Here is a 13,416-nt window from a genome sequence, read left to right on the forward strand (position 1 = left end):
ACATGAGCAAGAAGAACACCGGTAAGATTGGTGTGCTGTTGGTAAACCTTGGCACCCCCGATACCCCCGAAACGCCTGATGTTAGAAAGTACCTGCGCGAGTTCCTGCTGGACAAGCGCGTGATTGATATAAACCCGGTTGGCCGCTTTTTCCTGATTAACGGGGTAATTGCGCCTTTCCGTGCGCCTAAGTCTGCGGTGGTGTACAAGCAGCTCTGGACTGAGCGCGGCTCCCCGTTGCTTTACCACGGCCTCGACCTGAAAGAGAAGCTGCAGGCCAGCCTCGGTAACGATTACTTCGTTTCCTTTGGCATGCGCTATCAGAAGCCAAGTTTAAAAAGCGCCCTGGAAGAGCTGCGTGAGCAAAGCGTGGACCGTATTATCGTATTTCCGCTGTTTCCGCAGTATGCCTCGGCCAGCACCGGCTCCGCCCAGGATAAGATCATGGAGATTGTGAAAGACTGGTGGATCATTCCGAGCATCAACTTCATCTCTAACTTCTGCAACGACCCTGGCTTTATTGAATCGTTTGCGGAGCTTGGCAGCAAGTATATGCAGCAGGAAGAATACGACCACGTGATGTTCAGTTACCACGGCCTGCCGGAGCGCCACATCCTGAAGGGCAGCGACCACGGCTATTGCAAGCTTGGCTCCTGCTGCAACAGCTACAACAAGCGTAATCAGTACTGCTACCGCGCATCCTGCTTCGAGACCTCACGCCAGTTGGCGGCGGCACTTGGCCTGCGCGAAGACCAGTATTCCGTTGCGTTCCAGTCGCGTTTGGGCAAAGACCCATGGCTGAAACCTTATACCGATGAGATGCTGAAAACCTTTCCGGAGAAAGGCATCAAGAAAGTGCTTGCCTTCAGCCCGGCCTTCGTGGCCGACTGCCTGGAGACCACTATAGAAGTGGGCGAAGAGTTCAGAGAGATGTTTTTAGAAGCTGGCGGCGAGAAGTGGCAGCTGGTAGAAAGCCTGAACTCCAACGACACCTGGGTGGAGGCCGTGAAGCAAATCATACTTGAGAACTAGTTTGAGAAATTTAAAGACGCAGAGATCTCTGCAAAGTATGAAAGGCCGCTGCAAGTATAAATGCAGCGGCCTTTTTATGTAACAGTAATCTGCCGCTATACTTTAAATTGCCGCAAGTTTAGCGCAGCGTACCTTGTGGTAAAAACGACTGAAAGCTTTCGACTTGCTTTCTGTGGAACAGAAAAGTATGTTTTTAAAAAACACTCCGCGAAATTTTGCTCGCCTATTCTATTTGGTCCTCCGCCCTAGTTGAGTTAAAAACTCAACACCATACAAAGCCACGAGCTCGCTAGCCTAAACTCGCAGCAGGTATTTTGAGCAGCCTGTATAACCAGTAATTAAATTCGCTCAGCGTCTACCCAGTCTTTGGCACAGGCAGCGGCATACTTGCCCAGCTTTTCGAGCAGTACACTTGCCTCAGCTTCTACAATCAGGCTCTTCTGATATGCAGGCTGGATGAATCCTTCTGCCACACCGAGCGCCACCTGCTGCATAAACGCATCAAAGTAACCTCCTACATTGTAAAACGCCACAGGCTTCCGGATGATACCCAGCTGGTTCCAGGTGATGATTTCGTTGATCTCGTCGAGCGTTCCAAAGCCGCCCGGCATCGCAATAAACGCATCCGACTGTGCCGCCATCAGCGCTTTACGCTCGTGCATAGTTTTTACCACGTGCAGCTCCGTTAGCCCGGTGTGCGCCACTTCGCGATCAACGAGGCTCTGCGGGATAACCCCAACGGCCTCGCCGCCGGCAGCAAGTATGGCATCGGCAATGGTGCCCATCAACCCTACTTTTCCGCCACCAAACACCAGCTTAATGCCTTGCTCGGCCATAAGCTGCCCCAGTGCTGTGGCCGCTTCTGCATACATACTTTTATGGCCGGCACTGGCTCCGCAGAACACAGCTATACTTTTTATACTCATCTGTTAACTGATTAGAATGTGATGTAACTAAAGAAGGCTCCGGCAAAACTGCCAGAGCCTTTGAATTTATACTTCAAGTAAACTATCCTTGGTTTAGGCCAGCTCCTTTTTATACATTTTAGCTAGTGTGGCAGCGGCATAATCTATCTCTTCGGGTGTGTTATACTTGCTGAAAGAGAAACGCACCGAGCCGCGAGTTGGGTCTACATTTAGCGCGCGCAACACATGCGAGCCGGTGTTGGCCCCGCTGCTGCAGGCACTGCCGCCGGATGCTGATATCTTATTGATATCCAAGCTAAACAGCAGCATTTCGTTAATGTGCGAAGCCGGCAGGTTCACGTTCAGCACCGTATATAGGCTTTTGTCACCAAACTCCGACATCCCGTTAAAGCTCACATCCTCCATCTGCTCGCGCAGTTTATAGATCATGCGGTCTTTAAGCCCTTGGATATATGTGGTGTGCTCCTCCATATCGCGGTAGGCAATTTCCAACGCCTTGGCTAGGCCAATAATACCGTACACGTTCTCGGTGCCGCCGCGCATGTTACGCTCCTGCGCCCCGCCCTGGATCAGGGGCTGAATTTTAGTGCCGCCATCGCAATACAAGAACCCAACACCTTTTGGCCCATGGAACTTATGCGCCGAGCCTACAATAAAGTTTGCGCCCAGCTGCTGCACGTCGTGCTTGTAGTGGCCCATCGTCTGCACGGTGTCCGAGTGGAACAGCGCATTATACTTGCGGCAGATCTCCCCGATGGCTTCTATGTTGTTCAGGTTACCGATTTCGTTGTTGGCATGCATGACCGACACCAATGTTTGCGGTTGGTTTGCCAGCAGTTCCTCCAGGTGCTCCAGGTCCAGGTTGCCGCGCTCATCGTGGCGCAGGTAGCTCACCTGTACGCCTTCCTGTTTCTCGAGCAGCTCCATGGTGTGCAGCACCGCATGGTGCTCCAGCTTGGTAGAAATGGCGTGCTTAATGCCCAGCGAGCGGCACGTGCAGATTAGTGCAGCGTTGTCGGCCTCGGTGCCGCCGGAGGTAAAGAACACCTCGGCAGGAGATGTATTTATTAAGCCCGCCACCGTTTTGCGTGCTTTCTCGATGGCTGCCCTCACCTCGCGCCCATGCGAGTGGATGGAGGAAGGGTTACCGAAATGCTCCAGCATAAACGGAGCCATGGCATCAAAAACCTCTTTATCCAGAGGTGTGGTGGCAGCATTGTCTAAATAAACACGCATATTCTTAAACTGATTTTTTATTCTATTCTTAAATCAACCACTAAAGTATAAAAAAAAGTTGCGCCAGAGACAGGAACATTCTCCTACCAGTGGCGCAACACGGTGCGTTACTCATTGTTTTTATGACAGCAGCAACAACACATTATACTTATGCTTTGGCAGAGATGATCTCTTTGATGTCCGCAATAATTTTATTGGCCAGGTGCTCAGCGGTGGCATTGCTATCGCTCTCGGCGTAAATACGAATGATAGGCTCGGTGTTGGACTTGCGCAGGTGCACCCACTCCTTGTCAAACTCAATCTTAACGCCATCAATGGTATTGATCGGCTGCTTGGCGTAACGGTCCTCCATCTGGTGCAGCACTTCGTCCACGTTTACATCCGGAGTCAGCTCGATTTTATTTTTGGAGATGTAATAGTTAGGATAGCTGGCACGCAGGCGCGTCATGCTCATCCCTGATTTAGCCAGGTGCGTCAGGAAGAGGGCGATACCTACCAGCGCATCGCGGCCATAGTGCAGCTCCGGGTAAATAATACCGCCGTTGCCCTCGCCCCCGATGATGGCGTTTTGCTCCTTCATCATGTTTACCACGTTCACCTCGCCTACTGCGGCTGCATAATACTCGCCGCCGGCTTTCTCGGTAACGTCGCGCAGGGCGCGGGTAGAGGAAAGGTTAGATACGGTGTTGCCTACTTTGTTCTTAAGTATATAATCCGCTACGGCTACCAAGGTATACTCTTCGCCGAACATGCTGCCGTCTTCGTTTACCAACGCCAAACGGTCTACATCCGGGTCTACCACAATACCCAAATCAAACTTGCCTTTCTCGATTACCTTCGATATTTCGCGCAGGTTTTCTGGGAGCGGCTCCGGGTTGTGGGCAAAGTTTCCGTCTGGCTCGCAGAACAGTTTTTCAATCTTATTCACACCAAGCGCTTCCAGCAGCATCGGCACGGCAAAACCACCGCTTGAGTTTACGGCATCTACCGCTACGCTGAAGTTTTTGGCTTTGATGGCCTCCACGTCTACCAGCGGCAGGTCAAGTATGGTTTTGATGTGCTTCTCCAGCGCATCTTCGCTCTGCGTATACTTGCCAAGCTCTGTTACCTGCGCAAACTCGAAAGCTTCTTTCTCCGCGATCTCCAGCATAAGCTTACCTTCGGCATCAGAAATAAACTCTCCTTTATGATTGAGTAGTTTCAGCGCATTCCATTGTTTTGGGTTATGGCTTGCTGTAAGTATGATACCGCCTCCAGCCTCTAGCGCCGGCACCTCCATCTCCACGGTTGGCGTGGTAGATAGCCCTACATCCACCACATCTATCCCTAAGCCTTGCAGCGTAGCGCACACAAGCTTGTTCACCATGTCGCCGGAAAGGCGTGCATCACGGCCAACTATAATTGTTTTTTTGTCGGTGTTCTGAAGCACCCAGGTTCCGAAAGCAGCAGAAAACTTAACTACATCCACAGGGGTAAGTCCTTCACCAGCCTGTCCGCCTATCGTGCCACGTATTCCTGAAATCGATTTTATTAAAGCCACTGTTCGTATATTTATTACTCAGGCAAAAGTAGTAATTTTACTTATACTTCCAGCGGGATAATTTGGTATTGTGGCAAGCCGAAAAATACGTAGCGGGAAGCACGCAGCGCAAAAACCTTGTATAGAACATTCAACAGCTAATCCGGAAAGGCGCTAAACTTTACTCTCCGTTCTCGGCCTCCAAACTATTGTCTATTTAAGATTGATACCATTGTTTACAGCGGAAGATTTTTAATGGCTGATTAACCAACCGCCAAGCCTGCTAATACCACAGCAACGGCAAACCTGTTTATACTTGCTTTCAGCATATCTATACTCAACACCACCGTTTTTTTTAAGGAAAGGCGCAGGCCGGTGACTTCAGAAATCACTTCAGGGTTAATAGAGGGTTAAGCCTTGCTTTGGCCGAACCACATACGTTAATTATTTAGTATCTTTGCCTTTATGACTACTTTACAACCTGGTAATAACATGCGCCATCGCCAGCTCGAGGCCTTTAGCCGCCTGCTGGATGTGATGGACGACCTGCGCGAAAAATGCCCCTGGGATCAAAAGCAAACAATGGAAAGCCTGCGCCACCTGACCATTGAAGAAACCTACGAACTCTCTGACGCCATCCTGAAAGGAGAGCTGCAGGAGGTAAAGAAAGAGATCGGCGACATAATGCTGCACCTGGTATTTTACGCCAAAATTGCCGCCGAGAAAGGCGCCTTTGACATAGCCGACGTACTAAATGCGCAGTGCGAGAAACTCATCTTCCGCCACCCACACATTTACGGCGACACCAAAGCCGACAGTGAGGAGGAAGTAAAGCAGAACTGGGAGAAGCTAAAGCTAAAAGAAGGCAACAAATCTGTGCTGGGAGGAGTACCTCAATCGCTGCCTGCATTGGTAAAAGCGATGCGCATACAGGAGAAAGCCCGCGGCGTTGGCTTTGACTGGGACGACAAATCGCAAGTATGGGCTAAGGTGGAGGAGGAACTAAACGAGTTCGCAAGTGAGTTTAACATAGAGGATCCTGCCGCCATAGACCAGCAAAAAGCCACGGCCGAGTTCGGCGATTTACTGTTTTCGCTCATTAATTTTGCCCGCTTTGCCGGCATAAACCCAGAAGAGGCGCTGGAACGCACAAACCTTAAGTTTATCTCCCGCTTCCAGTTTATTGAGACAGAAGCTGCCAAAGACGGAAAGCAACTACAGGACATGACCTTGCAGGAAATGGATTTTTATTGGAACCAGGCAAAAAAGCTGTAGGCACACGCACCGAATAAAGAATTATTGTTTATATTTAATGCGCTTTTCTTTACAGTAAAGAGAAAAAGCAGCTTAAAGAGCGTAAAGCAGTGTGTATTAGCAGGCGTGTTTATTTAATAAAAGTAAAGAGCAGGCCAACATGCCGCCCCACATTCCCCATTTCACCCCCTGGTGGAGTAAACTGATGCGAAACGGGAGAGCAAACTAAGTACCGTAAGCTTCGGTGTTTATACTTTGAAAGTAACTTGATAATTGATAATTTGCGATATTGCTGCAGCATGGATTTGGAATCCTGAAAGATAAAAGCTTAAATTTAGGCAGCTAAAGCAGCAGATTTTGGCTTTTATCTAAATTTTCCGGCCTAATTTAATTTGGAAAAGTTTAGAAAAATCGGAAATTGCAATTTCAATAAAGAACTAAAAGCGAAACAATTACATTTTATACTTACACAACTTTTTTTTATTACAACACAAACAGCTAAACTTTAAATTTTAATCAAAATGGAAAAAAAGACTGCAGTAGTGAGCAAGAATGCTAATGTAGAGAAGCAACCTAGCCCGGTAGGCTCTCTATTTGCAACCATCGTTATTCCGGTAGCCTTGATAGCATGTGTGCTTATCTATATGTTCGTTTTTGGCAACCCTGCCAACTTCGAAGGCAATGATCCAAACAATCACCCGCTTCCGGGCAACTATCTTGGCATCGTTTACAAAGGTGGATGGGTAGTACCAATCCTTCTTTCTCTTAACTTGATGGTATTCATCTTCGCTATCGAGCGTGCACTTACTATCGGTAAAGCAAAAGGTACTAAGAGTGTTGCTGAGTTCGTACGTAACATCTCTGCAAAACTGAACCAGCGTGACATCAACGGCGCTATCGCTGCCTGCGACTCTCAGAAAGGTTCTGTTGCAAACGTAGTAAAGGCTGGCCTGCTGAAGTACAAAGAAATGCAGAACGAGCCAGAGTTACTGAAAGCTGAGAAAGTAGCCGCTATCCAGAAGGAAATCGAAGAGTCTACTTCTCTTGAGCTGCCAATGCTGGAGAAAAACCTGGTAGTTATTTCAACTATCGCCTCTATCTCTACACTGGTTGGTCTGATCGGTACAGTACTTGGTATGATTAAGGCCTTCTCGGCTCTTGCAACTTCAGGTGCTCCTGACTCAGTAGCTCTTGCAAACGGTATCTCTGAGGCCCTTATCAACACGGCCCTGGGTATTACAGGTTCTACTATCGCGATCATCGCTTACAACTACTTTACAAGCAAAATCGACGAGCTTACTTACAGCATCGATGAGGCTGGTTTCAGCATGGTGTCTACTTTCACGGCACAGCACGAAACTCCAACTACAAGACCTCAAACTGTTTAAGTTAAACCGTTTTAATAAAATAAAATGCCTAAAGTAAAAGTAAAAAGGAAAAACCCCTCATTGGACATGACGCCAATGGTGGACTTATTCTTCTTGCTGGTTACTTTCTTTATGCTGACTGCAACAGCCCGTCCTGACGAGGCTGTTATAGTAGACACGCCTTCATCGGCGTCAGAGATCAAAATCCCGGATACTAACGTAATTACTATTACAATAGATAAAGATAGCCGAGTGTTCTTTGGAGTTGATGGGCAGCAAACAAAGGAAGCGCTACTTGACAAAATGGCGGGCAAGTATGGCATAGGATTCACGGAGGAAGAAAGGAGAACGTTCTCTCTTCTTAGCAACTTCGGTGTTCCAATGAGCCAGCTTAAGTCTATCCTAGCCATGGAGTCATCTGCACGCAAGGAGGTAAACCAGCCAGGTATTCCAATTGACTCAGTTCGTAACGAGCTTGGTGACTGGGTACTGCAGACACGCTTGACAAACCCAAAAGTAGTTATCGCTATCAAAGGTGACCAAGATGCAGATTACCCAACAGTTCAGCGAGTAATCGATATCCTGCAGGAAAGAAAAGTAAACAGGTTTAACCTGATTACTGACATGGAAGCCAAGCCAACGAATTTATAATTAGAAAGGAGAAAGACTATGGCAGAAATGCAAGAACAAGGCGGCGACTCCGGCAAAGGAGGTAAAAAACGCGCCAAACGTTCGTCGACTAAAATCGACATGACTCCACTGGTAGACCTTGCTGCCCTTCTGATTACATTCTTCATGCTTACCACGACTTTCAACAAGCCACAGACCATGGAAATCAACATGCCTGTGAAGCCTGAGAACGAAGAAGAACAGATAGCTCTGAAAGCCAGTAACGCGATGACGATTATACTTGGCGATGACGATGAGATCTACTACTACTTCGGTCTTGCTGAAGATAATCCGGAGGTAATCGAGTCGAGCTACGCATCAGACGGTATTCGTAAAGTTCTGACTTCACCGCAAGTGAAATCTAACGACAAGATGACCGTAATGGTGAAGCCAATGGAAGGGTCCCGCTATAAGAACATGGTGGACATTCTGGATGAATTAAAAATAACTGATACCAAGAAGTTTGCAATGGTAGAAATTGCCGATGATGACAAGCAACTGGTACAAGAACAAATTGGAAATTAAGATATGGACGCAAGTAAGTTAGCAAAAGCATCGCTTGATGATATCGTCTTTGAAGGACGAAACAGAGCGTACGGTGCCTACCTACTTCGCAGACTTTACAACAAGCATATCACAATTGCCGCTATTGTAGCGATTGTATTGTTCTTCCTTTTCATTAGTATTCCTTTGATCACTAAACTGATTAAAGGCGACCAAAGTGAAGAACAAGTGGTAGAGCGAATTGTAACAGAAGTAGACTTGGCCCCACCACCACCATTAGATGAGGCTACGCCGCCACCGCCGCCACCGCCGCCGCCAGATCTTCCGCCACCACCACCACCAGTGCGTGCTACTGTAAAGTATACGCCACCGGTAGTGAAGCGTGATAACGAAGTTGTGGAAGAGGAAGAGATTCCGGATGTGGACGTACTTGACGAGATTGATGCGGGTATAGAAACCGTAGAAGGTTCTAAAGACGCACCTCTCGACTTAGGTGAGATCGACGGTACAAGCGATGTAGTAGCAGAAGTAGTAGAAGAAAAGCCTTATACTTACGTTGAACAGATGCCAACCTTCCCGGGTGGTGAGATGGAAATGATGAAGTATTTAGGTAAAAACATTCGCTACCCAGCAGCTGCACAGCGTGCCGGAGTTGAAGGCCTAGTAGTACTATCGTTTGTAGTAAGCAAATCAGGAGAGATCTCCGATATCCAGGTTGTTAAAAACCTTGGAGCAGGCACCGACGAAGAAGCTGTACGTGTTGTGAAAACGATGCCAAAGTGGACTCCGGGCAAGCAGAACGGTAGAGCTGTACCAGTGCGTTACACACTTCCAGTACGATTTACTATTAAGTAAGCAACAAAGCTTATTATATAAAAAGCCCCGCCAATCTAATTGGTGGGGCTTTTTTATGCTCAAAAATAAAATACTCAGCATGCATACTGTTTATGCAAAAATCCGTATATTAAGAAAACAAAACATAATCCCTTACACAAAATACCTACCAAAATGCCTTAACTATTTTTTCACATAAACCTTACAGCCCATGGAAAAGAGCTATTTCTTAAACATGACCTTCAACGACATTGTGTTCAGAGGGCGAAACAAAGCGTATGGAGCCTACTACCTGCGCAGGAAGTATAGTAAGCATATGTTATTGGCATCAACATTAGCCATAGCAACCTTTTCCGGGGCACTAGTCGGCCCACTGGTGGAAACGCTGTTTTTCAGTGAGCCAGTAAAGTATGTGAAACCCATTTATACCGTAGTAGAGCCGGTAACTATTATACTTCCTGAGCCACCAAAACCCAAGCCGGAACCGGCCGCTGCTGCAGTAGCACCGACACCTGCATCTGAGAAAAATGTGGCAACTGAAAAGTATACCAGCATTAAGGTGGTGGACGATGCAACTCCGCTAACAGAGACAGTACCTAACCAGGAAGACTTAGCGAAGGCCAACATCGGGACAGAAAAGATAGAAGGCGCCGCTCCAGAAGTTCCATCGGTTACTTTATCTGATAGCCCGCCAACAGGCATAGAAGAAGGTACAGGAACAGAACCGGCAACATCAGAACCTTTTGTACATGTAGACCAAATGCCGCAATTTAAAGGAGGCACTGACGCACTGATGCAGTACCTTGGCCGAAAACTGCGCTACCCACACGAGGCACAGAGCAACGGCATAGAAGGCACTGTAGTAGTAACGTTTGTGGTGGCAGCCAATGGTAACATCTCGGATGTAGCCGTACTGAAAGGGCTTGGTTTTGGAACGGAGCAAGAGGCAAGCAGAGTAATAGAAAGTATGCCTAGGTGGGAACCTGGCAGGCAAAACGGACGGGCCGTACCTGTAAGATATACGCTCCCGATTAAGTTTAAAATTCAATAAGACAGTAAATAAAATTTAGGAAAGCAGAGGCAGCAAGTTACTTTTGTATGCTTCTGCTTTCTTTTTATTAGCAATAGCCTTATTTTTAAGGGTTAAACAAACTGACAGCACATGCTAAGACCAAGGAGAGAAAATGAAAGGCAAACACAAAGTATGTTTGCAAAGTTTGCACGTATCTTCGGCATCTTCATGACTTTGCTGTACATCTGTATGGGTATCTTTATCATGTTTGCAGGAGATACCATGAATTTAGACATTCCTGACACCATGAAATATGCCTTGGGGGGAATTCTCATATTATATGGAATTGTTAGATTTGTAAGAGTATACAATAGCACGAAATCTAACAGAAACAGATATGAAGATTAAAACAATAAGCATAGCGGCCTTTGCAGGCATTGTGGCTCTCACTAGCTGTGGCAGCGACCCAACCACTCAGCTTGATACCCCCACAACCGGCACTATCAGCATAAGCGTTGATGAGTCCTTTCAGCCAATCATAGAATCAGAGGTTAACACGTTTGAAGGCATCTACAAGTATGCCAACATCAATGCAGCCTATAAGGCAGAAGGGCAGGTAATAAATGACCTGCTGAACGACAGCACCAAGATCGCCATACTTTCGCGAGAGCTTACTGCCGACGAAAAAGCAGTGTTTGAAAAACAAAACAGGGTGCCCCGCGTTACCAGAATCGCAATTGACGCTATAGCCATTATCACTAATAAGCAGAACCCAGACACGCTTCTAACTATGGACGAGCTGAAGCAGATCTTCAACGGGCAGGTTAAAAGCTGGCAAGAGCTGGACGAGGAATCTACTTTGGGTGATATCACAATTGTTTTTGACAACAACAACTCCAGCACAGCGCGTTACGTACGAGACTCTTTAATTACCGGCAATAATCTGCCAGCTAATACGTTTGCATCAAACTCGCATAAAGCTTTGATAGATTATGTAGAGGAAAACAAAAACGCCTTGGGTGTGATTGGTATAAACTGGGTAAGCGACTTGGATGACTCAACAGCCGTAGGTTTTCTTAATAGAATCAAGGTGTTGGGTATAAGCAAAGAAGCGGCACCTGTAACCACAGAAAGTTATTACCAGCCTTACCAGGCATACATTGCTCAGGAGGCATATCCGCTTCGCCGTTTCCTCTATATCATTAGTACTGAGGGGCGTTCAGGACTTGGCACAGGTTTTGCATCTTATGTAGCCAGTGACAAAGGGCAACGCCTTATCCTGAAGTCGGGCCTTGTGCCGGCTACAATGCCAGTTCGGGTAGTTAGCCTGGGAGACAATTAAAATCGCAACAACTAAACTATAATACAATGACAAATAACTGGAAGTACATCGCTTTGATGGCGGCTGCTTTCCCTGCTACTGCAGCGTTTGCGCAAACAGGTGATGCAGGAAGAAACGCCGTTGACCTTGAGCGCTATGAAGAAGCTAAATCTATTTATAAGTCTCAGCTGAAAAGCAAAAACACAGCAGATAATGCTTACTTCGCACTTGGCGATATTTATCTGCGCACTGATATGCCAGATTCTGCGGCATACTACTTTAATCAGGGTATTGCAGCAAATAAAAAGTCTTACATCAACCACGTAGGTTTAGGTAAGATTGCACTGCAGCAGGGGAACCAGGCTAAAGCAGAGCAGCACTTTGATGATGCGCTTAGCGGCCGAGGCAAGAAAGATTCTTATGTACTTGCTATGGTTGGCGAGGCGTTTGTAAATGCACCTAACGCTACTGAAGAGCAAATCAACAAAGGCATTAGCTATTTAAAGCAGTCGCTTGAGCGTGACAATAAAAACGCTGTGGCGAACGTAATTATGGGTGATGCTTACCTTGCGCTTAAAAACGGGGGCCAGGCAATGTCTAGCTACGACAGAGCTATCCAGTTGGATGAGCAGTACGCAAACGCTTACCTGAAGCGTGGCCAGCTTTACACCAGCTCCCGTAACTATAACGAGGCTGAGCAGGCATTTCAGAAAGCAATTGAAATTGACCCTAACTTTGCCCCGGCATATCGTGACCTTGGCGAGCTTTATTACTTTGCAGGTCAGTATGACAAAGCTTTATCTACCTTCCAAAAGTATGTAGATATGGCAGAGGATACGCCAGATACAAAAGCGAAGTATGCGTCTTTCCTGTTCCTGACTAAGAACTATGATCAGGCACTGAAAACAGCAGAGGCCGTACTGCAGCAGCAGCCAGACAACATGGTAATGAATCGCTTGAGAGCTTATTCATACTTAGAGCTAGGCCAGCCGCAGCAAGCTTTGCAGGCTATGGAAACTCACATGCAAAAGGCTGACCAAAGCAAACTGATCGCTCAGGATTATGAGTATTTTGGCCGCATCTTAGCTAAGAACAATCAGCCTCAAAAGGCAATTGAGAACCTGGAGAAGGCGCTGCAGATGAACAATGCTAACGTTGAGCTGTATGCTGAGCTTGCAAACGCTTACGCCCGTAATAACCAGTACGACAAAGCTATTGAGGTTTATGACCGTAAGCGTGAAAACGTAGAGCCAAGCAACTCTGATTATTACTACATGGGCAACATCTATATGATGGCCGGAGAGGAAAACGCTGCCAGCGGTAACGCTTCCAAAGCAAATGAATTTTTCTCTAAGGCAGACAGCACTTATGCCAAGGTAGTTGAAGCTAACGCTGATTACGCATATGGTTACCTTTGGAGAGCGCGTGCTAACGCCAGCCAGGACCCTGAGACTGACAAAGGATTAGCAAAGCCATACTACGAGGAGTTCATCAACAAAGCTGGTGGAGAGAAAGAGAAGTATAAGAGAGACCTTATCGAGGCTAACTCATACTTAGGCTACTACTACTACCTTAAAGGAGAGAGAGACAATGCCGTGAAGTACTGGACTGAGGTTAAAAGCCTTGACCCTAGCAACCCACAGGCAGAAGCCGCTCTTAGAGAAATCTCTAAAACACCACGTAAGAAGTAATCTCCTTCTTATAAGTATAAAACAGAAAACCCGCTACAGTAACTGTAACTGT

12 protein-coding genes are annotated in these 13,416 nt (G+C 47.0%); 9 read left to right on the forward strand and 3 right to left on the reverse strand.

Translation table 11 applies throughout. From position 1 onward, the window contains the following. The first annotated feature begins 2 nt into the window (after window positions 1-2). Entirely contained in the window at window positions 3-1,031 is a 1,029-nt protein-coding gene (gene hemH, locus Q1B04_RS11590) for a ferrochelatase (RefSeq protein ID WP_299758977.1), read from the forward strand. A 338-nt stretch (window positions 1,032-1,369) separates the two neighbouring features. Here hemH and Q1B04_RS11595 read toward each other — a convergent pair whose 3' ends face one another. From Q1B04_RS11595 to glmM, 3 genes are all read right to left on the reverse strand, one after another. After that, on the reverse strand, window positions 1,370-1,957 hold the full coding sequence (locus Q1B04_RS11595) for a TIGR00730 family Rossman fold protein (protein ID WP_299758978.1): 588 nt from the start codon (window positions 1,955-1,957) through the stop codon (window positions 1,370-1,372). A gap of 93 nt (window positions 1,958-2,050) precedes the next feature. Next, window positions 2,051-3,193, reverse strand: a complete 1,143-nt coding sequence (locus Q1B04_RS11600) for a cysteine desulfurase family protein (RefSeq protein WP_299758979.1) — start codon at window positions 3,191-3,193, stop codon at window positions 2,051-2,053. Between the two features lie 148 nt (window positions 3,194-3,341). Beyond that, a complete protein-coding gene (gene glmM, locus Q1B04_RS11605; protein WP_299758980.1) occupies window positions 3,342-4,733 on the reverse strand; it encodes a phosphoglucosamine mutase in 1,392 nt (463 codons plus the stop codon). A gap of 444 nt (window positions 4,734-5,177) precedes the next feature. On the opposite strand from glmM, the gene mazG reads away from it, so the two are divergent. From mazG to Q1B04_RS11645, 8 genes are all read left to right on the forward strand, one after another. Next, window positions 5,178-5,987 carry a nucleoside triphosphate pyrophosphohydrolase gene (mazG, locus tag Q1B04_RS11610; RefSeq protein ID WP_299758981.1) on the forward strand — a complete coding sequence of 270 codons (810 nt, stop codon included), beginning with the start codon at window positions 5,178-5,180 and terminating at the stop codon, window positions 5,985-5,987. A gap of 500 nt (window positions 5,988-6,487) precedes the next feature. After that, complete coding sequence (locus tag Q1B04_RS11615; RefSeq protein WP_299758982.1) at window positions 6,488-7,354, forward strand: MotA/TolQ/ExbB proton channel family protein; 867 nt, start codon at window positions 6,488-6,490, stop codon at window positions 7,352-7,354. A gap of 24 nt (window positions 7,355-7,378) precedes the next feature. Further along, window positions 7,379-7,984, forward strand: a complete 606-nt coding sequence (locus Q1B04_RS11620) for a biopolymer transporter ExbD (protein WP_299758983.1) — start codon at window positions 7,379-7,381, stop codon at window positions 7,982-7,984. A gap of 18 nt (window positions 7,985-8,002) precedes the next feature. Beyond that, on the forward strand, window positions 8,003-8,527 hold the full coding sequence (locus Q1B04_RS11625) for a biopolymer transporter ExbD (protein ID WP_299758984.1): 525 nt from the start codon (window positions 8,003-8,005) through the stop codon (window positions 8,525-8,527). A gap of 3 nt (window positions 8,528-8,530) precedes the next feature. Beyond that, a complete protein-coding gene (locus tag Q1B04_RS11630) occupies window positions 8,531-9,361 on the forward strand; it encodes an energy transducer TonB (RefSeq protein ID WP_299758985.1) in 831 nt (276 codons plus the stop codon). 190 nt (window positions 9,362-9,551) lie between these two features. After that, the gene (locus tag Q1B04_RS11635) at window positions 9,552-10,391 is read left to right on the forward strand and encodes an energy transducer TonB (protein WP_299758986.1); all 840 of its coding nucleotides are present in this window, start codon (window positions 9,552-9,554) and stop codon (window positions 10,389-10,391) included. A gap of 358 nt (window positions 10,392-10,749) precedes the next feature. After that, a complete protein-coding gene (locus Q1B04_RS11640; RefSeq protein WP_299758987.1) occupies window positions 10,750-11,694 on the forward strand; it encodes a substrate-binding domain-containing protein in 945 nt (314 codons plus the stop codon). Window positions 11,695-11,720: 26 nt separating this feature from the next. Next, window positions 11,721-13,364, forward strand: coding sequence for a tetratricopeptide repeat protein (locus Q1B04_RS11645; RefSeq protein WP_299758988.1), 1,644 nt, complete (start codon window positions 11,721-11,723; stop codon window positions 13,362-13,364). The last annotated feature ends 52 nt before the right edge of the window (window positions 13,365-13,416 follow it).

Origin of the sequence: uncultured Pontibacter sp., assembly GCF_947495565.1 — a bacterium.
GTDB lineage: Bacteria > Bacteroidota > Bacteroidia > Cytophagales > Hymenobacteraceae > Pontibacter.

Coding starts and splice junctions, on each gene's coding strand:
- hemH (WP_299758977.1), top strand. CDS start 3: ATGAGCAAGAAGAACACCGGTAAGATTGGTGTGCTGTTGGTAAACCTT.
- Q1B04_RS11595 (WP_299758978.1), bottom strand. CDS start 1,957: ATGAGTATAAAAAGTATAGCTGTGTTCTGCGGAGCCAGTGCCGGCCAT.
- Q1B04_RS11600 (WP_299758979.1), bottom strand. CDS start 3,193: ATGCGTGTTTATTTAGACAATGCTGCCACCACACCTCTGGATAAAGAG.
- mazG (WP_299758981.1), top strand. CDS start 5,178: ATGACTACTTTACAACCTGGTAATAACATGCGCCATCGCCAGCTCGAG.
- Q1B04_RS11615 (WP_299758982.1), top strand. CDS start 6,488: ATGGAAAAAAAGACTGCAGTAGTGAGCAAGAATGCTAATGTAGAGAAG.
- Q1B04_RS11620 (WP_299758983.1), top strand. CDS start 7,379: ATGCCTAAAGTAAAAGTAAAAAGGAAAAACCCCTCATTGGACATGACG.
- Q1B04_RS11625 (WP_299758984.1), top strand. CDS start 8,003: ATGGCAGAAATGCAAGAACAAGGCGGCGACTCCGGCAAAGGAGGTAAA.
- Q1B04_RS11630 (WP_299758985.1), top strand. CDS start 8,531: ATGGACGCAAGTAAGTTAGCAAAAGCATCGCTTGATGATATCGTCTTT.
- Q1B04_RS11635 (WP_299758986.1), top strand. CDS start 9,552: ATGGAAAAGAGCTATTTCTTAAACATGACCTTCAACGACATTGTGTTC.
- Q1B04_RS11640 (WP_299758987.1), top strand. CDS start 10,750: ATGAAGATTAAAACAATAAGCATAGCGGCCTTTGCAGGCATTGTGGCT.
- Q1B04_RS11645 (WP_299758988.1), top strand. CDS start 11,721: ATGACAAATAACTGGAAGTACATCGCTTTGATGGCGGCTGCTTTCCCT.